This window comes from Mesorhizobium sp. M1348 (genome assembly GCF_040317925.1).
Lineage (GTDB): Bacteria > Pseudomonadota > Alphaproteobacteria > Rhizobiales > Rhizobiaceae > Mesorhizobium.
On sequence record NZ_JAMYLH010000002.1, the window covers coordinates 50303 to 72421 of the forward strand.

The window sequence follows — 22119 nt, forward strand, 5'->3', positions numbered from 1 at the left end:
ATTTTCCTCCTGGAGCGACGGCCATGAAACTCTATTCGCGACCGCTGTCGCCCTATTCGTCGATCGTGCGGGCCCTGGCCTACATCAAGAACGTGCCGCTCAAGCTCATTGCACCGCCGCCGGGGTTTCCCATCCCCGAGGCATTTCGCGCCATCTCGCCGCTCAACAGGATTCCGGTGCTGATCACCGGCTCGGGCGAAACGATCGTCGAATCGGTGGTCATTGCCGAATATCTGGAGGAGCGCTTTCCCGAGCCCGCACTGCTGCCCAACGATTCGAAGGACCGGGCGCTGGTGCGCATGTTCGCCCGCATCACCGACCTCGACGTGCTCGCGCCGATGATGAAGCTGTTCGAGCTCTATTTCGTGCCGCAGCGCAACGAGGCGGAGATCAAGGCACAGTTCGCCCGATTGCATCACGGGCTTGCGGCAATCGAGGCCCGCATGGCGCATGGCCCGTTCGCGCTCGGCGACGATATCTCCTTTGCCGATGCCTGGCTGACGCCGACCCGCTTCGTCTTCAACAATTTCAGGGCGACGATCGGCCGCCCCGATTTGCTTGAGGCCTATCCGAAATTCGATGCCTACGAGCAAATCGCCTTGCAGCATCCGGCGCTGTCGCGCGTCTGGGGTGAGATGACAGACGGTCTGAAGATCTTTCTGTCCGAACTCGAGATGGGCGCCGCGTGAACATGAGACCGACGACCACGCGCCTCGCCCTCGCCGCTGCCGCCGGTCTTGTACTCGCCTCCTGCCAGTCTGGCCCGAAGAGTACGCCGGCGCCGGCGGGCAAGAGCGCGTCACTGCTTGCCATGGAACAGGTGGCGATCGCAGCCCACAAATGCTGGATCGCCAGCAAGGACCCTGCCTTCAAATCTTATCAGATGGCCAACGAACTGAATTCGTTCAGCGGCACGCCGCGCTTCCTGCTGGTGCCGGCCAAACATTATGGCGGAAAGCCGCTGCTGGTCGTGCAGGCGCAAGGCAGTTCGAGCCGCGTCGACGTGTTCGGCCCATTGATGGCGGAACCGCTCGGCACGCGCATCGGCTCGGACATTGCCCGCTGGCAGGCGGGCAATCCGGCCTGCGGCGCTGCTGCCTAGCCCAATGGGTCGGTTGCTGCAGATCACTGGTCTGGTCGTCGGCCTGGCCGGGCTCGTCCTGCAGCTCTGCATCACCGTCCCGGCGTCAATGGAAGCCGGCCGCGGTTTTGTCGGCTCGCTGGTCTTCTATTTCAGCTTCTTCACCATCCTGACCAACATCGGCGCGGTGCTCGTCCATGCCTCGTTGCTGTCGTCGACGGGTTATGCCTGGTTTCCGGCCTTTGCCGCGCCACGGATGCGGGCGGGCGTAGCCGTCGCCATAACCCTGGTCCTCATCGTTTATGCAACGGTCCTGGCGCAGCTTTGGCAGCCGCAAGGATTGTTCCTGCTCTGCGACGTTCTCCTGCACTATGTGACGCCGCTGTTGTTCGTGCTGTGGTGGCTTGTGGCGGGCGCCGACGGCTCGACGCGATGGCGCGACATCTCCTGGTGGATGATCTATCCGATCGCCTATCTGGCCTACGCATTGCTGCGGGCGCCGATCGCCGGCGAAGTGCCCTACCCGTTCCTCGACGTCTCCAAACACAGTGCGGCCAGCGTCGCGGTCTCAGCTCTGGCCATCACCGGGCTTTTTCTGATGCTGTGCATTGTGGCGGTGCTTGTGGACCACGGTGTCACGCGGATCAGGGCGGAACGCGTCCGTCCGCGATGACGCTCTCCCGCCCTGGTCGCCTTTAGCGTCTTGGCACGGTTCGCGCGGCGCCCTGCACGGATCGCCGCAGCAGCTTCACCGGCGATCCGTGACATGAACTTGCGCGTGAATTGGCCAAGCGGCTTGGCATCCTCGAGCGCCCAGCTCGTCGCGAGATCATCGGTGTTGAATTCATCGACGATAACCCAGGCTGGCGTATAGAGCGTGGCGCGACGGGCCTCCGTCTCAGGAATCTCGACATAGTATGCGTCAGGGCGTGGCGGGCTGACTTGTGATCGGAATGAGCAGGGCCTGCTTGCGGCCATTCTTACCGGCAACGATCAGCATCACGCAAGTCGGCCGCGCCTTGCGTCCGCTCTCCTCGCCGCGGTCATATTTCCTTGCCCAAAGATAGGAGTAGAGAATGATCTGTCCGTGACCAAGCTCAGTCATCCCGGACATCATCTCGCGCGATTGCGTCGAGGCCGGCTAGAAGCTCGTCGCGTTCCTCGGCCGACAGATCCTCAACGCGGTGTGCCCGCTGAGCGCTGCGGCCGGTGATGCGGTCGAACTGCTCCGCCGTCAGGAGCACGAACTTTCGTTTGCCGCGCTTGGTGATGTCGACGGGACCACGGAACGCAGCCTCGACGACCTCGCCGGATTTATTGCCGAGATCTGTGAGCGTGAAACTCGCCATAGTCATCTCCTTCACACCCCGAAAATAGATGAAACAGCTGTTTTCAGCAATATCCCTATTTCATCGGATAGCGTCTAGCGAGACCTGAAGGCGAGAGGACGATCGCATCTCAGCCGTGATGAACCGTAGCTCTCAACGCCGAATGACGACCTCGTCCAAGGACTTTCAGTCCCAGAACGGCCTGAGGCCTTCACGATGGGCATCGCAACGCGTAATGCCGATGTCCTTGAGCTGGTCGTCGGTCATCTCGAGCAGGACCAGCCGGCTGCGCCGACGATCCATTAGCCTGCCGAGCCACCTCGCGAAGGATCCGAGCGTACGCACCAGCCGACTAACATAGGTTGGCCGGCCTAACGGAGGTGCCACCTGCATCTGCAATTCAGCCGTAACGGAGCGGATTGTCTCAATTGTAGCCATTTTCTTTCTGCCAAAACTTCGGATTGTACCCGTCTCGCCGCCGATCTGATATGTATTGACTCCCATGTCGGTGCAATGTAAAAAATTGTCACCATGACAACTTGGCTTCCAGATCTTACCGTCGGTACTGGCCCGCTCTATCAGCGGCTTGCCGATTCCATCGAGACGGACATCGACCGCGGCCTGATCGGTGCAGGGGCAAAGCTGCCGCCGCAGCGTGATCTGGCATACGACATCGGCACGACCGTCGGCACCGTCGGCAGGGCCTATCAATTGCTGCGCGAGCGGGGATTGGTGAGCGGCGAGGTCGGCCGCGGAACCTATGTTCTCGCTCAACAGTCGGAGAGCGCAAAGCCGGAGTTCCTGGGGCCGGTCGAACAAGGCACGCGCTATATGGATGCGCCCGGCGACAAGCTGCGCTTCGATAGCACGGCCGCACCGGATGTCGGCCAGGGTGCCATCGTCGCCGACGTGTTGACACGCACGGCGCAAGACCATCCGCATGAGATTTCAAGCTATACTCGTGATTTCCCGGACCGCTGGTTCGAAGCCGGCAGGCGCTGGCTGTCGCGCAATTCCTTTCGCCCGGCCGCAGATGCAATCGTTCCCACGCTCGGCACCCACGCCGCGGTGATGGCAACCATTGCGGGGCTCACCGCCCCCGGCGACTATGTCGTCTTCGAGCACCTCACCTATTCACAGATTTCCCGCAGCGCCGGCCTGATCGGTCGCCGGACCGCATTGGTGGCGGCTGACGACGGGGGCATCGATCCCCAGGATTTCGAGCGCGTCTGCGCACAAAAGCATCCGAAGATGATGTTTTTGATGCCGACGGCCAAGAACCCAACGCTGATAACGCTGTCGGCATCGCGCCGCGAGGCAATCGCGCGTGTCGCCCGTCAATATAACGTCGTCCTGATCGAGGACGACCTCTATGGCGGATTGACCGACGACCCAACGCCTTTAATGGCCGAATATGCTCCCGAACGGACCATCGTTGCCGGCGGCCTGTCGAAATCGGTTGCGGCGGGTGTTCGCGGCGGTTGGCTCGCTTGCCCGCCGGCCTATCGTCACCGCATCCGGGTTGCCCACAAGATGATGACGGGCGGCTTGCCCTTTCTGCTGGCGGAGGTGGGCTGCCGGCTGGTGCTGTCCGGTCAGGCCGCCGAGATGCGCAAGCGCAGCATTGCCGAGATCGGTGCGCGCATCGCGATCGTGCGCGAGACACTCGACGGCTTCGACTTCAAGGCGCTGGACAATGTGCCGTTCGTCTGGCTCACTTTGCCCGACCCATGGCTTTCCGGCACTTTCAAACAGGCTTGCCTCGAACATGGCGTGCTCATCGACGACGAGGACGAGTTCAAGGCCGGGCGTTCCGAACAGGCCTTTCACGGCGTGCGGTTTGGCATCTCGCAGCCGCGACAGCGGGACGATATTGCGCACGGCGTCGCGGTGATCCGGCGGCTTCTGGACGAAGGCCGCGCCGGCTACGACAGCTTTTCCTGAACCGGCTTGAAACCGGCGGGTCGAGTGGCGATCTTCCGCTACTTGCGGCAAGCTGTTGCTTTCCGTCGTTTTAGTCATCCGACGGGGTGTATCGGCTGCAAAGCTTGCGATAAGACGGGACTCGATCCCAAGGACACAAATTGCCGATCATGACCATTTCCAATTCCGTGCCGATCACTCCGGAACTCATTGCAGCGCACGGGCTGAAGCCCGACGAGTACCAGCGCATCCTCGACCTGGTCGGGCGCGAGCCGAGCTTTACCGAACTCGGTATTTTTTCCGCCATGTGGAACGAGCATTGTTCCTATAAATCCTCGAAGAAATGGCTGCGCACGCTGCCGACCACCGGGCCGCAAGTCATCCAGGGCCCGGGCGAGAATGCCGGCGTGGTCGACATCGGCGATGGCGACTGCGTCGTCTTCAAGATGGAGAGCCATAACCATCCCTCCTACATCGAGCCTTATCAGGGAGCGGCGACCGGCGTCGGCGGCATCCTGCGCGATGTCTTCACCATGGGCGCGCGGCCGATCGCGGCGATGAACGCGCTGCGCTTCGGTGCGCCGGACCATCCCAAAACCAGGCACCTCGTTGCCGGCGTCGTTTCCGGCGTCGGTGGCTATGGCAATTCCTTCGGCGTGCCGACGGTCGGCGGCGAGGTCAATTTCGACGGCCGCTACAATGGCAATATCCTGGTCAATGCGTTTGCCGCGGGCCTCGCGAAGACGGACGCAATCTTTCTGTCCGAGGCCAAGGGCGTCGGCCTTCCGGTCGTCTATCTCGGCGCCAAGACGGGGCGCGATGGTGTCGGCGGCGCCACCATGGCCTCGGCTGAGTTCGACGACAAAATCGACGAGAAGCGGCCCACCGTGCAGGTTGGCGATCCGTTCACCGAAAAATGCCTGCTCGAAGCCTGCCTCGAACTGATGGCGTCCGGCGCAGTTATCGCCATCCAGGACATGGGTGCCGCCGGCCTCACCTGTTCGGCAGTCGAAATGGGCGCCAAAGGCGACCTCGGCATCGAGCTCGATCTCGACAAGGTGCCGGTGCGTGAAGAGCGCATGAGCGCCTATGAGATGATGCTTTCGGAGAGCCAGGAGCGCATGCTGATGGTGCTGCGCCCCGAAAAGGAAAAGCAGGCCGAGGCGATTTTCCACAAATGGGGCCTCGACTTTGCCATCGTCGGCAAGACCACCGACGATCTGCGCTTCCGCGTGCTGCACCAGGGCGACGAGGTCGCCAACCTGCCGATCAAGGATCTCGGCGACCAGGCGCCGGAATATGACCGTCCCTGGGTCGAGCCGAACAAGCCGGCGCCATTGGCTGGCGATACACCGCAAGCCGATGTGGCCGACGCACTGCTCAAGCTGCTGGGCGGACCGGACCTTTCCTCGCGCCGCTGGGTGTGGGAGCAGTACGATACGCTGATCCAGGGCAATTCGCTGCAGCTTCCCGGCGGCGACGCCGGTGTCGTGCGCGTCGACGGCCACCCGACCAAGGCGCTCGCCTTCTCCTCCGACGTGACGCCGCGCTATTGCGAAGCCGACCCCTACGAGGGCGGCAAGCAGGCGGTTGCGGAATGCTGGCGCAATCTGACAGCCACTGGCGCACTGCCGCTCGCGGCCACCGACAACCTAAATTTCGGCAATCCGGAACGGCCGGAGATCATGGGTCAGTTGGTCGGCGCGGTGAAAGGTATTGGCGATGCCTGCAGGGCGCTCGGCTTCCCGATCGTCTCCGGCAACGTCTCGCTCTACAATGAGACCAACGGACAAGGCATCCTGCCGACGCCAACCATCGGCGGCGTCGGGCTGATTGCCGACTGGTCGAAAATGGTGCGCATCGGCTTTGCCGCCGAAGGCCAGATGATCGTGCTGGTCGGCGCGCCGACGATGTGGGGCACGCATCTTGGCCAATCGGTCTATATGCGCGACATCCATGGCCGCGCCGACGGCCCGCCGCCGCCGGTCGATCTCGACCACGAGAAGCGGGTCGGCGACCATGTGCGGGCGCTGATCGGCTCCGGTGTCGTTACCGCGGCGCATGACGTTTCCGATGGCGGCATCGCGGTGGCGCTGGCCGAGATGGCGATGGCCTCCGGCATCGGCGCGACCATCCCCGGCCTGATCGGTACAGATCCGGTCCCGGTCTGGTTCGGCGAGGATCAGGGCCGCTATCTGCTGACGCTGTCGATCGACCCGCAGAGCGAGGCTTGGGACGCCATTCGCGAACAGCAAAGCAAGCTCGGCATTTTTGCACCGTGGATCGGCTCGACAGGCGGCAGCGAATTGAAGCTGGGCGAGGCACGTGCGATACCGGTCGGCGAATTGACCGCCGCCCACGAATCCTGGTTCCCTCGCTTCATGGCAAATGAGGTCGTGGACCCGTGATGTGATCGAGCGGGGCCCTTTCGCTGTGGTTCATCCGCCATTTCGACCATATCTATGAGATCACGACCTGAACAAGGAATCCTCACATGGCAATGGACGCCCATGATATCGAACGGCTGATCAAGGAAGGCATTCCGGACGCCAAGGTGACGATTCGCGACCTGGCCGGCGACGGCGACCATTATGCGGCCGAGGTGGTGGCCGAAAGCTTTCGCGGCAAAAGCCGCGTCCAGCAGCACCAGATGGTCTATGACGCGCTGAAGGGCAATATGGGCGGCGTGCTGCACGCGCTTGCCCTGCAGACCAGCGTGCCTGAGTGAGCTCTCTTGCAGTTACCGACTCGCGATCTTCTTACCGGTCACGGCAATGATCGGCCCGGCAGGATAGTTTCCACCAACAATCATCCTCTCGCCGTTCGACAGCGCCGAAACGACCCCGTCGAGGAAAAGCGCGTTGGGGCAGTCGAGCCCATCGCGAAACAGCCGTGCGAAGCTGCCGAGGCTGACTTCAGAGCGCGAGATCGCCAGCACGACGGTGTTTTCGTCACGCATACCGACGGCATTGCGGATATAGCGCGATGTGCCGTTCTGCTCGAAGCGAGGATGAAGCCGGTCGTCGATCACCAGCATCGGGCCGGATTGCGTGGCGAACATCACGTCCGGCCTGGCGGCGGCATAGGCGCTTGTCTCCATGACAGCCGCCTTGCCGTCCTTGCGGACCAGGAACACGCCATTCGGTTTCAGGAAGAAATTGCCTTCGCTGCCGGCGACGTTGATCGGCGCCTTCTCCCGGCCGTCTTCGACGAGAAGGCCGACTGGGGTCAGGTCTTGGTGATACATGCCGGCGTTCATGGCGAGCAGCACCGGGCGGCCCTGATCCGCCATCGCCTTGTCGAATTTGTCCAGCGAGCCGAAAGCCTTGCCGTCGAGGCCTGTGTGGAACACACCGACGTCATAGCGGCGCAGATCGATTTCGCAGACGACATAGGCGACCGCCTCGAAGCTCGCGTCGCGGCACGGCGCCGGCAATTCACCGCCGACGACAAGCGGTGGCTGTCTCGGCGACCTGGCCCACCAAATCAAGGCCAGTGCGGCGAGCAGAACGGCGAGGAGGAACCCGGCGAGATATCGTCTTTTCATCACGCCTCGGGAAAGATGGTGGCCAACGGCTTGGCCCAAGATCAGACGTTCCTTTGCGCCATTTGCATGGCAAGGCGGCAAACATCTTGTTTCGCGCAACCCATGGGTTTATTTGAAGGGTAATGTTCGAGCCTGACTCCCACAGGCATGAAAGGGTATTCCATGAGCGGCATCAACGACTACATTGACAATGAAGTGAAGGGCAACGACGTCGTTCTCTTCATGAAGGGCACGCCCGGCTTTCCGCAATGCGGATTTTCCGGCCAGGTCGTGCAGATCCTCGACTACATCGGCGCCGACTATAAGGGGGTCGACGTGCTGACGTCGGCCGAACTGCGGCAAGGTATCAAGGACTATTCCAACTGGCCGACCATCCCGCAGCTCTACGTCAAGGGCGAATTCGTCGGCGGCTGCGACATCATCCGCGAGATGTTCCAGGCGGGCGAATTGCAGACCTTCCTCGTCGAAAAGGGCGTCAGCGTCAAAGGCGCCGCCTGACTTCTGTTTCTGCGTATGAGCTTCCGACTGCGATTTTCGGGGGTCATGCGCTAAGCGCCGGGGCAGCCCCACCTTGGCAAAAAGTTCTGCCCGATGTCGGGGCAATCAACGAATGGATGCGTCGGTCAGCCGGCGCATTTTCGTTTGAGGATCGGACTGGCCGTGGATCAGCAAGCACAAGCGCAGCAAAAGGCAAGCACCTTGCCTATTCCGCGCTGGGAATTCATTGCGCTGTGCGCGGCGCTGATGGCGCTCAATTCGCTGGCCATCGATATCATGCTGCCGGCACTGCAGCAGATCGGCGCCTCGCTTGGCGTCGCAAATGAAAACCACCGGCAATATGTGGTCACCGCCTATATCCTTGGCTTTGGCGGCGGACAGCTGTTCTTCGGGCCGATCTCGGACCGCTTCGGGCGCCGCGCGCCTCTTGTCGCAGGGCTGGTGATCTACGTCGTGGCGGCCGGCGGTGCGGCAATCGCCCCGTCATTCGCCACGCTTCTGCTATGCCGGGCGGTGCAAGGCATCGGCGCGGCGGCGACGCGCGTCATTGCCGTCTCGATCGTGCGCGATACGTTCGACGGAAGGCGTATGGCCGAAGTCATGTCCTTGATCTTCATGGTGTTCATGGCCATCCCGGTGGTGGCGCCCGGTATCGGCCAGTTCATCATGCTGTTTGCGACCTGGCACGTGATCTTCGTCACCATGGCAGCCGGCGCACTGATCGTGTCCGCCTGGTCGCTGCTGCGCCTGCCCGAGACGCTACACCCCGAATATCGCCGGCCGCTGACGCTGTCCTCCATCATCGGCGGCTTCCGCATCGTTCTCACCAACCGCATCGCGCTCTGCTACGCCTTCGCCAGCACCTTCATCTTCGGCGCCATGTTCGGCTTCATCGCCTCGGCCCAGCAGATCTATGTCAGCGTGTTCGATGTCGGCGAGATGTTCCCGGTCATCTTCGCGGGGGTTGCCGGCGTGCTTGCTTTTTCGAACTACCTCAACGCGCGTCTCGTCGGCCGCATCGGCATGCGCCGTCTGTCGCAAAGCGCGCTGCTGCTGTTTCTGGCCATCAGCTTTGCCTGGCTGGTCGTTTCCATCGAAATGAAGATGCCGCTCTGGCTCTTCATTACCTTCTTTGCCTGCGCCATGGTCCCGTTCGGCGCGCTCGGCGCGAACTTCAACGCGCTCGCCATGGAGCCGCTGGGTCACCTGGCCGGCACTGCATCGTCGATCCTCGGGTTCATGCAGACATTTCTTGGCGGCATCCTCGGCACGCTGATCGGCCAAGCCTTCAACGGCACGGTGACGCCGCTGGCCGCCGGGTTCTGCAGCGTGTCGGTGGCGGCGCTGCTTATGATCCTCCTGGCCGAGCGCGGCAGACTATTCCAGCCGCATAACCCGCCGGTTTAATGCACATTGCCGGGCGCGCCTAGGATGCACCCTCACTGACCGCGGTGAAGCGAGGGAACAGCGTACGTCCTGCGATTGCTCCACCCATGCTGTCCGAAACGGGCAATGGAAGAGCCTTGTCGAGCGCCTCGAGGACGGAAGCCACGAAGGCCCGGTTGAGCGAGCCATCGTCCCCTAGATGGGAGTAAGTGGCGCGCGGCTTGCCAATAAGCGTGCCGTTTCGGCGAATTGAGAACTGCAGCGTCAGGGTCATGCCCGCGGTTCCGGGCGGCGGCTTCCAACAGGCGACGATCGCGGAGAACATCTCGTCTATGGTGTCGACGGGGTCGGGACTGCGACATGCGCGTTCCCCAGATCTTGCTTCATTGACACCGGCAACCAAGGCAAGGGCAAAGGCCGTTGCAACAATTGCGGACCGAGGTTTCATTCGAGGTCTCCGGTTTCGCACAAGATTGGACAACTTTGGCAGTGAATAGTTATTCCGCCCAGAGCTCGCGGCGCAGCTCTCGCCAGCTTTCCCGGTCCGGCGCGACCAGCAGGCCACCTCCGACATGCGATGGCAGATAGGCGCTGCCGTCGAAGCGCGCGGCATGGCCGCCGGCCTCCGCATGGATCAGCACGCCGGCCAGGTGGTCCCAGGGCATCAGCTTGTTGTAGACGACGAAATGGCCGTGGCCGCTGGCCAGCAGGCGGTATTCGTGGGCGGCGCAGCGATAGTTGAACTGCGATAGCGACTTGGTCTGGTTGCGCGCCAAACGTGAGCGGTCCGGCTCGGGCACATAGTGCCAAGAGACCGCACCGGTCATTTCCGACATCGGCGCGGGTTTGGCGACATGAACCTTTTCCAGATTGCCATGGGCATGGCGGATATGGCTGCCGGCGCCGCGAACGCCGATCAGCCAGTCCTTGCCGACCGGATCGTGGATGATGCCGGCGACCGTCTCGCCCTTGACCACGACGCCAAGCATGACGCCGAACAGCGGCACGCCGGAGGCGAAGTTGAAGGTGCCGTCGACCGGGTCGATGACGAAGGCGAGTTCAGCATCGCCAAGACCGTCGAGCAGCGTCGGGTCGTCGGAGCAGGCCTCCTCGCCGACAATCATTGCGTGGGGATAACGCTGGCGCAGCCTGGCGGTGATGAGCCGTTCGGCATTCACGTCGGCCTCGGTCACAAGATCGGCGGCCGAGGTCTTGCGACGGACGTCGCCCTCACTCAACCGGCGAAAGCGCGGCATGATCTCGGCGACGGCGGCGTCCGACAGAAGGTCGGCAAGCCAGTCGATCGCGCTATCGTCAAATGTCATCGGGACGCCTGGTGGTGAGGGTTTCGTTGAGGGCGGCGAAATCGAACAGCGTCCTGTCGAGCAGATGCGAGCGCCGCACATTGCTCATGGCGCGGATCATCGTATCCTTGCGGCCGGGCATGCGTTTCTCGATGTCGTCGAGCATCGCCTTCATGACGTTGCGCTGCAGGCCTTCCTGGCTACCGCACAGATCGCACGGAATGATCGGGAACTTCATGGCGCCGGCGAATTTCTCGAGATCGGCTTCCGCGCAATAGGCGAGCGGCCGCAGCACCATGACATCGCCTTCGTCGTTGAGCAGCTTCGGCGGCATGGCGGCGAGGCGCCCGCCATGGAATAGGTTCATGAAGAAGGTTTCCAGTATGTCCTCGCGGTGGTGGCCGAGCACCAGCGCCGAGCAGCCCTCCTCGCGGGCAATGCGATAGAGATGGCCGCGCCGCAGCCGCGAGCACAGCGAGCAATAGGTGCTGCCTTCGGGCAGCTTGTCGGTGACCACCGAATAGGTGTCCTGATATTCGATGCGATGCGGAATGGCATGGCTGTCGAGATAGTCGGGCAATATGTGCTTGGGAAAGTTCGGCTGGCCCTGGTCGAGATTGCAGGCCAACAGCTCGACCGGCAGCAGCCCGCGCCATTTGAGATCAAGCAGCACGGCAAGCAAGCCGTAGGAATCCTTGCCGCCCGACAGAGCGACCAGCCAACGGTCGCCGGGCCTCACCATGGAGAAATCGTCGATCGCCTGGCGTGCAAGCCGCAACAGCCGTTTGCGCAGCTTGTTGAACTCGACGGAGGACGGCACATCGGCAAACAGCGGATGAAAGCCGCCTTTGGCATCGGCGACCGGTTCAAGCGTTTCGGCGTCTGGCTGCATGTTCACGGCGCGTCGGCCCTAAAGTCCTGTTGCCGCCCGCAGTAGCGCATCGGACCGAAAATCGAAATCGATTTCGGAATCACGCCGCCGAAAAGGAACGAAAAAAGAAAAGGCCGCCTGGACGGGCGGCCTTCGGTTGTATCGCGACGAAACGCGCCGATCAGCGCGAATAGAATTCGACGACCAGGTTAGGTTCCATCTGCACGGCAAACGGAACGTCCGCCAGGCCGGGGATGCGCGTGAAGGCCGCGGTCATCTTGTTGTGGTCGGCCTCGATGTAATCGGGCACATCGCGCTCGGCCAGGCCCACCGATTCCAGCACGATGACCAGCTGCTTCGATTTCTCGCGCACTTCGATGACGTCGCCCGGCTTGCAGCGGTACGAGCCGATGTTGACGCGCTTGCCGTTGACGTTGACGTGGCCGTGATTGACGAACTGGCGCGCCGCAAAGATCGTCGGCACGAACTTGGCGCGATAGACGACCGCGTCGAGACGCGATTCGAGCAGGCCGATCAGGTTCTCCGAGGTGTCGCCCTTGCGGCGGTCCGCCTCTTCATAGACCTTGCGGAACTGCTTCTCCGAAACGTCGCCATAGTGGCCCTTCAGCTTCTGCTTGGCGCGCAGCTGTAGGCCGAAATCGGAAAGCTTGCCCTTGCGGCGCTGGCCATGCTGGCCGGGGCCGTATTCACGCTTGTTGACCGGGGACTTCGGGCGGCCCCAGATGTTTTCGCCAAGACGGCGGTCGATCTTGTACTTCGCGGATTCGCGCTTGCTCATCGCATTCCCTTTCAAAACAACACACCCGGAACCTCATGGTCCGGGTGAAGGAAACGCGCCCTCCTCTGGCCTCCGTTTTCGAGACCTGACAGGGTTTTCCACGCAACGCGACGGAAAACCCACGGGACACGTCATTTGAAACAAGACACAAGGAAAGTAAAACCGGCTTCCCAAACGTCTTGCACACATAAAGAAAACCACCGGGCATTGCGGCCCGGTGTTGGTGGGCTGGTTAAACGGAGATTTAACCGCTGTCAAGCTTCCGGCTGGCGCGAATCGCCGAACCGGATAGTGTTATGGTTGTAGAACGTGCCGGATGTGGCGGCAGGTTGCGCCAGCGGCATCAGGAAGGGACTGAAGTCAGAGGAGCTGGAATTCGCATGAAGAAGTTCTTCCTTACGTTGGTAGGAGCCGCGGTGATGGCCGGCACGATGGCGGTCGCGCCCGAGCCGGCGCAGGCCCGGCATTGGCATGGGCACAGACATCACCAGGTCTGCCGCATCGTTGTCAAGAAGAAGGTGGTGTGGCGCCACGGTTATCGCAAGGTCATCCGTTACAAAGTGCGGCGCTGCGGCTGGGGCTGGAACTGGTAATTTTTCGCCCTCGCCCGTTGAGACTTCATGGCCCGCGGCTCAGCCGCGGGCCTTTTATTGACCGGCATCCGCCGCCAGAATGGTCAGTCGATCAGTGTTTCGACTTCTTTTCCGGCAGGCCCTTGCGCTTGGTCTCGGCGAATTCCTCGAGCTGTTTTTCGCTCATGGATTTATACATTCCCTTCGACGCGCCTTTGAGCGCGCCCTTCTTGGTCTCGCCGCGCTTGGCTGACAATGCCGCGCCGGCCGCTTTCTGCTGGGCTTTTGAGGTGGCTGGCATGATGGTTTCTCCCGTTTCCGATGAGAGGAAAACGCATTGTCTGGTGCGATGTTCCCAAAGCGACAATTGCCTGCGGTCAGGATATGGCCAGGCCAAATCCCTGCATCAGCCGGCGCGTCGGAAAATCGGCGCTGTTCGAGGTGAAGAATGCAAGGTCGGCGCCTTCCGGCAGTGCCTCTCTGCGATAGCCAGCCTCGGTATCGGCAAGCAGCGACAGCGCCCGGCGTGCGATCGCCTCGGCCGGGTCGAGCCAGTCGACCGGCCAAGGTGCTGTCTTGCGCATGCGGTTGGCCAAAAAAGGATAATGAGTGCAGGCAAGCACGACGATGTCGGTGCGTAGCCCGTCATGCTCGACGAAGCACGGCGCGATCTCGGCGCGCACGGCCTCCTCGTCGACAAAACCATCGCGCATATAGGCTTCGGCCAATCCAGCCAGCCTGTCGCTGCCGACCAGGCGGACATGGCATTTCTGCGCCCATTTGCTGATCAGATCGCGCGTGTACTGGCGCTTGACGGTGCCGGGCGTCGCCAGCACCGAAACCAGGCCTGAGCGCGTGCGTTCCGCCGCCGGCTTGATGGCCGGCACGGTGCCGACGAAAGGGTGGCCGGGAAACCTCTCGCGCAAGGCATCGATGACCAGTGTCGAGGCGGTGTTACAGGCGATGACCGAAATGGCCGGCGAAAACCGGTCGAGCAGCCTGGCGAACAACTCCAGGATATGTGTTCTCAGCGCCGGCTCCTCCCAGGCGCCGAAGGGGAACGCCGCGTCGTCGGCGACATAGATGAAGCGGCGGTCAGGCATCAGGACGCGCGCCTCACGCAGCACGGTGAGGCCGCCAATGCCGGAATCGAACATCAGGATCGGACGGGCGCTCGATGGATTGGTCATTGTCATTGAGTCACTAGGGGCTGGGAATCACTAAGGACTGGGAATCACAAACGAGATCACGAGAGAAGGCCGGCCCATGCATTTTGCTTCGGCCAATGATGCATTATCCCGGCCGCTTCTATGTGGAACCATCGTGGCCTTGATGCGGCGAGCCGGTTACACAAGGCCCCGCTTGCCGAAGCCGCCGGCCCGCGGCCGGCCGGTTGCCGGAGATGCAGGTTGAGATGCAGGGCGGTTCGACGGCACCGGTGCGGCGCGCATGGCGTAGGGCGGAGCCAGGGCCGTCACGCCGGCGGCTGACCCTGAATGGGGCGCCGCGGTACCGCGCAGCGGCCCGGGCGGGTCGAAATCGTCGAAACTCAGGGATGACGCCATATCCGAAGAGCCACCGCCCGCCGGCTTGGCCGCCAAGATGACGGCCCACAGCCCGACGAGAGCGAGTCCCAGCAGGTTAAGGCTGGAATGCGAATCTTCGCCGTCGAATTTTACGACAAGAACAGTGCCGGCCTGCAGAATCGCAAACAGGGTCGAGAACACGATATACGACCAAAGGATCCAACCCGACCCTTGCGCGTCGCGGCTTCGACGCCAGGCGAAATTCGCGCGGAACAGAACGATCACCAGCGAGGTAACGAGAACGGCCGCGGCCAGCCCTTCCCTGGAAGGTCCCGGCTTCGAATTGGCCAAACCCTCGATGCCGATGGTCAGCACGACGCACAGCACAAAGGTCACGATTTCCGCAACCAGCAGAGCCACGGAATAGAAGAAAAAGCGAAGACGACCGATATCCGAGCTAAACATCCGAGGATCCATCGTTTTGAAAACCATGGATCAAACCAAATAAAATTCGGTTACTGGTAAGACAGCTGCATTCGCAAGCCTAGTCTTTGTCTTTCGCCTTGCCGGCGCGTGCCGCCGCTGCCGGAAGCCGCCTTGGATCGTCGCCGGGCGATCCGTCGCCGCGCGGCATGGCCGGCGAGAACCTGTCCAGCGATGATATTATTCCGCGCAGCACCTTGAGCTCCGGCTCGGCAAAGCCGGGGCGGGTCAGCACGGCGCGCAAATTGTCGACCATCTTCGGCTTCTTCGCTGCCGGGCGGAAATAGCCGCGCGCCTCCAGTGCACCTTCCAGATACGCAAACAGGCCGTGCAATTCTTCCTTGGCAGCCGGCAGCATTTCGGGGCCGGAGAAGTTGGTCCTGGTCTCGTCTTCCAGGCCGGACTTCATCCATTCATAGGACATCAGCAGGGCCGCCTGGGCGATGTTGAGCGAGGAGAAGGCTGGATCGACTGGGAAGGTGACGATCTCGTCGGCGAGGCCGACCTCGTCATTATAGAGGCCGAAGCGCTCGCGGCCGAACAGGATGCCGGTGCGCTGGCCGGCCCGCTGCCGCGCCCGCAGCGTCCTGCCCGCCTCGACCGGACCGCGCACCGGCTTGAAATTGTCGCGCGCGCGCGCCGTGGTGGCGAAGACGAAGTTCAAATCGCCGACTGCCGAGGCGAGGTCATCGAACACCACGACGGCATCGATGACGTGGTCGGCGCGGCTTGCGGCGGCACGCGCCTTCTCGCTCGGCCAGCCGTCGCGCGGATTGACGAGCCGCAGCTCGGCAAGGCCGAAATTGGCCATGGCGCGTGCAACCATGCCGATATTCTCGCCGAGCTGCGGCTCGACCAGGATGATCGCCGGTCCGGACGCAGGAGTTCCGGAGGCAAGAGGGTTGTCGGGATCCTGGGTGGCGGTCATGATTGTCAACGAACTGCTGTTTGCGGCATTTCGCAGTCCCCTGCCACATTCGGCGGCGAAAATGAAGCTTTCGCAAGGAATGCAGTCCCTGCGGAGCGGTTCGCCGTTTGCGCGGCCAAAAAGCCTTTGATATACGGGCCGCATCCCAGGGCCGGCAGCCGTGCGGGCAAGGCCGTTCCGTTCCCCAAAAGCGAGGCATTCTTTCCATGGCGAAGATCAAGGTGGCGAACCCGGTCGTCGAACTCGACGGCGACGAGATGACCCGCATCATCTGGCAGTTCATCAAGGACAAGCTGATCCACCCTTATCTCGACCTCAAGCTCGAATATTACGACCTCGGCATCGAGCACCGCGACGCCACCAACGACCAGGTGACCATCGATTCGGCCAACGCCATCAAGAAATACGGCGTCGGCGTGAAATGCGCGACGATCACGCCCGACGAGCAGCGCGTCGAGGAATTCAAGCTGAAGAAGATGTGGAAGTCGCCGAACGGCACCATCCGCAACATCCTCGGCGGCACCATCTTTCGCGAGCCGATCATCATGAAGAACGTGCCGCGGCTGGTGCCCGGCTGGACCAAGCCGATCATCGTCGGCCGCCACGCCTTCGGCGACCAGTACCGCGCCACCGACTTCCGCTTTCCCGGCAAGGGCAAGCTGACGATCAAATTCGTCGGCGAGGATGGCCAGGTGATCGAGCACGATGTGTTCGACGCACCCGGCGCCGGCGTCGCCATGGCCATGTACAATCTCGACGAGTCGATCCGCGAATTCGCCCGCGCCTCGCTGAACTACGGCCTGCTGCGTAATTACCCCGTCTACCTCTCGACCAAGAACACGATCCTCAAGGCCTATGACGGCCGCTTCAAGGACATCTTCCAGGAGGTCTACGAGGCGGAGTTCGAAGCAGAATTCAAAGCGAAGAAGCTCTGGTACGAGCACCGGCTGATCGACGACATGGTGGCCTCCAGCCTGAAATGGTCGGGTGGATATGTCTGGGCTTGCAAGAATTATGACGGCGACGTGCAGTCCGACACGGTGGCGCAAGGCTTCGGCTCGCTCGGCCTGATGACCTCGGTGCTTATGACGCCGGACGGCAAGACCGTCGAGGCGGAAGCCGCGCACGGCACCGTCACCCGCCACTATCGGCAGCACCAGAAGGGCGAGGAGACCTCGACCAATTCGATCGCCTCGATCTTCGCCTGGACGCGCGGCCTCGCGCACCGCGCCAAGCTCGACGACAATGCCGAACTGAAGCGCTTTGCCGAGACCCTGGAAAAGGTCTGCATCCAGACGGTCGAGTCCGGCTTCATGACCAAGGACCTGTCGCTGCTGATCGGCCCCGACCAGCCCTGGCTTTCGACCACCGGCTTCCTCGACAAGATCGACGAGAATTTGCAGAAGGCGATGGCCTGAGCCTGCGACATGGGCAAGCCCGTCGTCTACGGTGCGGACTACAGCGTCTATGTGCGCATCGTGCGGCTGGTGCTCGAGGAAAAGGGCGTCGGCTACGAGCTGGTGCCCGTCGACATCTTTGCCGCGGACGGCATTCCCGGCTGGTACTTCGAGCACCAGCCGTTCGGCCGCATCCCGGCCTTCGAGCATGATGGCTTTCGCCTCTACGAGACCGGCGCGATTGCCCGTTATGTCGACGAAGCCTTTGACGGCCCGGCGCTGCAGCCGGTCGAAGCCCGGCCTCGAGCACGCATGAACCAGATCACCGGCATGCTCGACGCCTACGCCTACAAGGCCATGGTCTGGGATGTCGCCGTCGAGCGGCTGGAAAAAACGCCGCCCGACGAAGCCGTGATCGCCAACGGGTTGAGGCAGGCGAGAACGGCATTGCAGGCGCTGTCTTCGCTGAAAGCCGAAGGGCTTTGGCTGTTGGGGACGGACCTGACGCTGGCCGACCTGCACGCCGCGCCAATCATCGGCTATTTCGTCAAGGTGGCCGAGGGGCGAAAACTGCTGGCCGAGTTTGCCGATATTCGGGATTGGTATGCGCGCATCGCCGGACGCGAGAGTTTTGCGAAGACCGAAAAGGCAGAATGAGGAGACAAGCGTTCGGCAACAGGCCCTCTGGTGATTAGCGAAAGCCGAAGTGACATCCAATCTCCCCCCTTGCGGGGAGACGTCCGGCAGGACAGAGGGGGGTGTGAAGGATCGCCAACCTTCGACTGATCCTTTCCAACTGGGAACGGCCTGAGAACATGGCTCCGATTGGGCTGGCAAGTCGGAGGGACAGCACCCCCCTCTGCCCTGCCGGGCATCTCCCCCGCAAGGGGGGAGATCGACAGCTTCGCCGAAGGCGACCCACTGCGAAATACCGCTCATTCGGGAAGGTAAATCTCCGCCTTCATGAAGGTCTTCGCACGGCCTGTGATCAGCACGCGATCTCCGGCCAGTTCGCATTGCAAATGCCCGCCGCGCTGCGAGCATTGGAATGCCGACAGACGCGTCTTGGCGAGTTTTTCAGACCAATAAGGCACCAGCGTCGCATGAATGGAGCCGGTTACCGGATCCTCGGGAATGCCCGCCCAGGGCACGAAATAACGCGAGACGAAATCGTGGGCTCGCCCAGCCGCGGTAATGACCAGGCCGAGAGGATGAAAGGTTCCGATCCTGAGCAGATCGGGAACAAAAGATCGCACGGTTGTCTCGTCGGCAAGCTCGACAAACAGGTTCTCGAAATTGCGGAAGCTCGCAACCGGCCGCTGAGGCAATATCGCTTGCAACGCCGAGTTCAGCTCTTCCTCGATGGGCTGCGGCGGAAAACACGGCAGATCGAGCTGATAGGTCTCTTCCCGCCGGGAAACCCGCAGTTCGCCCACCCGGGTGGCGAAGGCCATTTCGCCCTGACCATTGTATTCCGTAGTCAGCACATGGGCGGCCGCAAGAGTGGCATGGCCGCAAAAGTCGACTTCATGGACCGGCGTGAACCAGCGCAAATCCCAACCTTTGCCATTCGGCCGCACGAACGCCGTTTCAGCAAGATTGTTTTCGTTGGCAATGGCCTGCATTACCTCCTCCGACAGCCACTCCTCCAGAAGGAGAACGGCGGCAGGGTTGCCCTGGAAGGCCCGTTCGGCAAAGGCATCGACCTGATACATCGTCAGCGTCGGCATATCGGCCCTCAAAGATATCCGCTGGGCGGCGCGCCATTTAGGCCGTGCCGCCCCCGGTGCAGGTTCACGCCGCTTCGAGAGCCGCTTTCACCGCAGCGATCGCGTCTTCGGCCTTCGAGCCGTCCGGGCCGCCGGCCTGAGCCATATCGGGTCGCCCGCCGCCGCCCTGCCCGCCCAATGCCGCGGACGCGACGCGCACCAGATCGATGGCGCTGAAGCGGCCGGTCAGATCATCGGTGACGGCGACGACGACGCTCGCCTTGTTGTCCTCGCCGGCGCCGACAAAGACGACGACGCCGGAGCCGAGCGACTTCTTGCCGGCATCGGCCAGCGGCTTCAAATCCTTTGGCGAGATGCCCGATACCGCCTTGCCGAGAAAACCGACACCGGCAATGGTTTCGTTTTCCGCAGGCACACCGGCAGGCGAGCGATCGCCGAGCGCCAGCTTCTTGCGCGCCTCGGTCAGCTCCTTTTCGAGCTTCTTGCGCTCGTCGAGCAGCGCCTCGACGCGGGCCGGCACATCGGCCGGCGAAATCTTCAGCGCGGCAGCGGCTGCCTTCAGCCGCTTGTCCTGTTCGTCGAGATGCTTTCTGGCGGCTTCGCCGGTCAACGCCTCGATGCGGCGCACGCCGGCAGCGACCGCACTGTCGGACACGATGCGCACCAGACCGATATCGCCGGTCGCCCTGACATGGGTGCCGCCGCATAGTTCGACCGAATAAGGCCGGTTGGCCTTGGCGCCATGCAAGCCCGTGCCCATCGAAACGACGCGCACTTCATCGCCATATTTCTCGCCAAACAGCGCCATGGCGCCTTCGGCGATGGCGTCGTCGACGGACATCAGCCGCGTGGTCACTGGCCCGTTCTGAACGACGATCTCGTTTGCCATGCGCTCGACCTCTTCGAGCTCGTCCGGCGAGATCGGTTTGTTGTGGGAGATGTCGAAGCGCAGACGCTCGGGCGCGACCAGCGAGCCCTTCTGCGCGACATGGGTACCCAGCACCTCGCGCAGCGCCTCATGGATCAGATGCGTGGCGGAATGGTTCGCGCGCAGCCCGGAGCGGCGCGCGTGGTCTACCTTCAGCTCGACGGTCGCGCCCGTCTTGACGGTGCCGTTGGCCACCTTGCCGAGATGGACGAAAAGCCCATCGGCCTTCTTTTGGGTATCGGATATCTCGATCGAGAACCCGTCGCCTGAAATGACGCCGGTATCGCCCATCTGGCCACCGGATTCGCCATAGAACGGCGTCTGGTTGACAACCACGGCAACGGCGTCACCTTTGCCGGCGCTGTCGACGGTCTTGCCGTCCCTGACCAGCGCCTGGATGAGGCCTTCCGCCTGCTCGGTCTCATAACCCAGGAATTCGGTGGCGCCGGTCTTGTCGCGCACCGCGAACCACACCGTCTCGGTTGCGGCTTCACCGGAACCAGCCCAGCTTTTGCGCGCCTCCGCCTTCTGCCGCTCCATTGCCTCGGTGAAGCCGGCAAGGTTGACCGAGATGTTGCGCTGGCGCAGCGCGTCCTGCGTCAGATCGAGCGGAAAGCCGTAGGTGTCGTAGAGCTTGAACGCTGTCTCGCCATCCAGCATGTCGCCGGAGGCCAGCCTTTCCGTCGCCTCCGAAAGCAAGCCCAAGCCGCGCACCAGCGTCTTGCGGAAACGGGTTTCCTCAAGCTTCAGCGTCTCGGTGATCATCTGTTCGCCGCGCACCAGTTCCGGGTAGGCTTGGCCCATCTCGCGGACCAGCGCCGGCACCACGCGCCACATCAGCGGATCGCGGGCGCCGAGCAACTGCGCATGGCGCATGGCGCGGCGCATGATGCGACGAAGCACGTAGCCGCGGCCTTCGTTGGATGGCAGCACGCCGTCGGCCACCAGGAAGCAGGACGAACGCAAATGGTCGGCGATGACGCGGAACGATGCGACGGTGTCCGCATCCGGACCTTTGCCAAGCGCCGACGACGCAGCGTCGATCAGGTGGCGGAACAGGTCGGTTTCGAAGACGCTTTCAACCCCTTGCAGGATGGAGGCCATGCGCTCGAGGCCCATGCCTGTGTCGATCGACGGACGCGGCAGGTCGACGCGCTCGTCCTTCGTCACCTGTTCATACTGCATGAACACCAGGTTCCAGAATTCGAGGAAACGGTCGCCATCCTCCTCGGGGCTGCCGGGAGGGCCGCCCCAGATATGCTCGCCACGGTCGATGAATATCTCCGAACACGGCCCGCAAGGTCCGGTGTCGCCCATTGCCCAGAAATTGTCCGAAGTCGCGATGCGGATGATGCGATCGTCGGAAAAGCCGGCGATCTTCTTCCAATACGAGGCCGCCTCGTCGTCGGTGTGGTAGACTGTGACCAGCAGTTTGTCCTTCTTCAGGCCGAACTCCCTGGTGATCAGGTTCCAGGCAAGCTCTATGGCCCGCTCCTTGAAATAGTCGCCGAAGGAGAAGTTGCCGAGCATCTCGAAGAAGGTCAGGTGGCGCGCAGTGTAGCCGACATTGTCGAGGTCGTTGTGCTTGCCGCCGGCGCGAACACTCTTCTGGGCAGTCGTGGCGCGCGAATAGGGCCGCTTCTCCAGACCGGTGAAAACGTTCTTGAACTGCACCATGCCGGCATTGGTGAACATCAGCGTCGGGTCATTGCGCGGCACCAGTGGGCTCGACGCGACGACCTCGTGACCTTCCTTGCGAAAATAGTCGAGAAATGCCGACCGGATCTCGTTGACGCCACTCATGAATACTGCCTTTTC

At 62.4% G+C, this 22119-nt stretch carries 25 protein-coding genes; 11 read left to right on the forward strand and 14 right to left on the reverse strand.

Annotated features, from left to right (window positions below; all coding sequences use genetic code 11):
- The first annotated feature begins 23 nt into the window (after positions 1-23).
- Genes NKH13_RS04260 through NKH13_RS04270 form a run of 3 tightly spaced genes read left to right on the forward strand, consistent with a single transcriptional unit; the run spans position 24 to position 1754 of the window.
- Positions 24-689, forward strand: a complete 666-nt coding sequence (locus NKH13_RS04260; protein ID WP_352714687.1) for a glutathione S-transferase family protein — start codon at positions 24-26, stop codon at positions 687-689.
- A gap of 2 nt (positions 690-691) precedes the next feature.
- Positions 692-1102 carry a hypothetical protein gene (locus NKH13_RS04265; RefSeq protein WP_352714689.1) on the forward strand — a complete coding sequence of 137 codons (411 nt, stop codon included), beginning with the start codon at positions 692-694 and terminating at the stop codon, positions 1100-1102.
- 4 nt (positions 1103-1106) lie between these two features.
- The gene (locus tag NKH13_RS04270) at positions 1107-1754 is read left to right on the forward strand and encodes a Pr6Pr family membrane protein (RefSeq protein ID WP_352714691.1); all 648 of its coding nucleotides are present in this window, start codon (positions 1107-1109) and stop codon (positions 1752-1754) included.
- 249 nt (positions 1755-2003) lie between these two features.
- Here the strand turns inward: NKH13_RS04270 and NKH13_RS04275 are convergent, their stop codons facing one another.
- The 3 genes from NKH13_RS04275 to NKH13_RS04285 all read right to left on the reverse strand — a co-directional run bounded on the left by NKH13_RS04275 (position 2004) and on the right by NKH13_RS04285 (position 2913).
- The gene (locus NKH13_RS04275; protein WP_352714693.1) at positions 2004-2186 is read right to left on the reverse strand and encodes a hypothetical protein; all 183 of its coding nucleotides are present in this window, start codon (positions 2184-2186) and stop codon (positions 2004-2006) included.
- Positions 2179-2430: a type II toxin-antitoxin system prevent-host-death family antitoxin gene (locus NKH13_RS04280; protein ID WP_352662547.1), complete on the reverse strand. Its 252-nt coding sequence runs from the start codon at positions 2428-2430 to the stop codon at positions 2179-2181. The genes NKH13_RS04275 and NKH13_RS04280 overlap by 8 nt, the downstream gene beginning before the upstream one ends.
- 165 nt (positions 2431-2595) lie before the next feature.
- Complete coding sequence (locus tag NKH13_RS04285) at positions 2596-2913, reverse strand: DUF1127 domain-containing protein (RefSeq protein WP_502909109.1); 318 nt, start codon at positions 2911-2913, stop codon at positions 2596-2598.
- 27 nt (positions 2914-2940) lie between these two features.
- Between NKH13_RS04285 and NKH13_RS04290 the strand changes: the two genes are divergently transcribed.
- The 3 genes from NKH13_RS04290 (at position 2941) to NKH13_RS04300 (ending at position 7060) form a co-directional block, all read left to right on the forward strand.
- The gene (locus NKH13_RS04290; RefSeq protein ID WP_352714696.1) at positions 2941-4353 is read left to right on the forward strand and encodes an aminotransferase-like domain-containing protein; all 1413 of its coding nucleotides are present in this window, start codon (positions 2941-2943) and stop codon (positions 4351-4353) included.
- Between the two features lie 149 nt (positions 4354-4502).
- Complete coding sequence (gene purL, locus NKH13_RS04295) at positions 4503-6740, forward strand: phosphoribosylformylglycinamidine synthase subunit PurL (RefSeq protein ID WP_352715214.1); 2238 nt, start codon at positions 4503-4505, stop codon at positions 6738-6740.
- An 86-nt stretch (positions 6741-6826) separates the two neighbouring features.
- Positions 6827-7060 carry a BolA/IbaG family iron-sulfur metabolism protein gene (locus NKH13_RS04300; RefSeq protein WP_023798252.1) on the forward strand — a complete coding sequence of 78 codons (234 nt, stop codon included), beginning with the start codon at positions 6827-6829 and terminating at the stop codon, positions 7058-7060.
- 12 nt (positions 7061-7072) lie between these two features.
- Here NKH13_RS04300 and NKH13_RS04305 read toward each other — a convergent pair whose 3' ends face one another.
- Positions 7073-7879, reverse strand: coding sequence for a phosphodiester glycosidase family protein (locus tag NKH13_RS04305; protein ID WP_352714698.1), 807 nt, complete (start codon positions 7877-7879; stop codon positions 7073-7075).
- Between the two features lie 162 nt (positions 7880-8041).
- Between NKH13_RS04305 and grxD the strand changes: the two genes are divergently transcribed.
- Entirely contained in the window at positions 8042-8377 is a 336-nt protein-coding gene (grxD, locus tag NKH13_RS04310) for a Grx4 family monothiol glutaredoxin (RefSeq protein ID WP_023674712.1), read from the forward strand.
- Positions 8378-8584: 207 nt separating this feature from the next.
- The gene (locus tag NKH13_RS04315) at positions 8585-9784 is read left to right on the forward strand and encodes a multidrug effflux MFS transporter (RefSeq protein ID WP_502908380.1); all 1200 of its coding nucleotides are present in this window, start codon (positions 8585-8587) and stop codon (positions 9782-9784) included.
- Positions 9785-9803: 19 nt separating this feature from the next.
- Here the strand turns inward: NKH13_RS04315 and NKH13_RS35595 are convergent, their stop codons facing one another.
- The 4 genes from NKH13_RS35595 to rpsD form a co-directional block, all read right to left on the reverse strand.
- Positions 9804-10376, reverse strand: a complete 573-nt coding sequence (locus NKH13_RS35595; RefSeq protein WP_502909110.1) for a UCP034077 family protein — start codon at positions 10374-10376, stop codon at positions 9804-9806.
- Positions 10261-11088: an inositol monophosphatase family protein gene (locus tag NKH13_RS04325; protein WP_352714704.1), complete on the reverse strand. Its 828-nt coding sequence runs from the start codon at positions 11086-11088 to the stop codon at positions 10261-10263. The genes NKH13_RS35595 and NKH13_RS04325 overlap by 116 nt, the downstream gene beginning before the upstream one ends.
- Positions 11078-11965: a tRNA 2-thiocytidine(32) synthetase TtcA gene (gene ttcA / locus NKH13_RS04330; protein ID WP_352714705.1), complete on the reverse strand. Its 888-nt coding sequence runs from the start codon at positions 11963-11965 to the stop codon at positions 11078-11080. The genes NKH13_RS04325 and ttcA overlap by 11 nt, the downstream gene beginning before the upstream one ends.
- Positions 11966-12119: 154 nt before the next feature.
- Entirely contained in the window at positions 12120-12737 is a 618-nt protein-coding gene (gene rpsD, locus NKH13_RS04335; RefSeq protein WP_023717376.1) for a 30S ribosomal protein S4, read from the reverse strand.
- Between the two features lie 380 nt (positions 12738-13117).
- Between rpsD and NKH13_RS04340 the strand changes: the two genes are divergently transcribed.
- Positions 13118-13330, forward strand: a complete 213-nt coding sequence (locus tag NKH13_RS04340; RefSeq protein WP_352714707.1) for a hypothetical protein — start codon at positions 13118-13120, stop codon at positions 13328-13330.
- 91 nt (positions 13331-13421) lie between these two features.
- Here NKH13_RS04340 and NKH13_RS04345 read toward each other — a convergent pair whose 3' ends face one another.
- The 4 genes from NKH13_RS04345 to NKH13_RS04360 all read right to left on the reverse strand — a co-directional run bounded on the left by NKH13_RS04345 (position 13422) and on the right by NKH13_RS04360 (position 16246).
- Complete coding sequence (locus tag NKH13_RS04345; protein WP_023674705.1) at positions 13422-13610, reverse strand: DUF3008 family protein; 189 nt, start codon at positions 13608-13610, stop codon at positions 13422-13424.
- A gap of 76 nt (positions 13611-13686) precedes the next feature.
- Complete coding sequence (gene murI / locus NKH13_RS04350; RefSeq protein ID WP_352910830.1) at positions 13687-14499, reverse strand: glutamate racemase; 813 nt, start codon at positions 14497-14499, stop codon at positions 13687-13689.
- A gap of 156 nt (positions 14500-14655) precedes the next feature.
- On the reverse strand, positions 14656-15300 hold the full coding sequence (locus NKH13_RS04355) for a DUF805 domain-containing protein (RefSeq protein WP_352714711.1): 645 nt from the start codon (positions 15298-15300) through the stop codon (positions 14656-14658).
- Positions 15301-15379: 79 nt separating this feature from the next.
- A complete protein-coding gene (locus tag NKH13_RS04360; protein ID WP_352714712.1) occupies positions 15380-16246 on the reverse strand; it encodes an RNA methyltransferase in 867 nt (288 codons plus the stop codon).
- Positions 16247-16452: 206 nt separating this feature from the next.
- Between NKH13_RS04360 and NKH13_RS04365 the strand changes: the two genes are divergently transcribed.
- Positions 16453-17664, forward strand: coding sequence for an NADP-dependent isocitrate dehydrogenase (locus NKH13_RS04365; protein ID WP_096445278.1), 1212 nt, complete (start codon positions 16453-16455; stop codon positions 17662-17664).
- A gap of 9 nt (positions 17665-17673) precedes the next feature.
- Positions 17674-18300 carry a glutathione S-transferase family protein gene (locus NKH13_RS04370; protein WP_352910833.1) on the forward strand — a complete coding sequence of 209 codons (627 nt, stop codon included), beginning with the start codon at positions 17674-17676 and terminating at the stop codon, positions 18298-18300.
- 278 nt (positions 18301-18578) lie between these two features.
- On the opposite strand, the gene NKH13_RS04375 is transcribed toward NKH13_RS04370, so the two are convergent.
- A complete protein-coding gene (locus tag NKH13_RS04375; RefSeq protein ID WP_352714714.1) occupies positions 18579-19373 on the reverse strand; it encodes a PhzF family phenazine biosynthesis protein in 795 nt (264 codons plus the stop codon).
- Between the two features lie 64 nt (positions 19374-19437).
- Positions 19438-22104, reverse strand: a complete 2667-nt coding sequence (alaS, locus tag NKH13_RS04380; RefSeq protein ID WP_352715217.1) for an alanine--tRNA ligase — start codon at positions 22102-22104, stop codon at positions 19438-19440.
- Positions 22105-22119 lie beyond the last annotated feature (15 nt).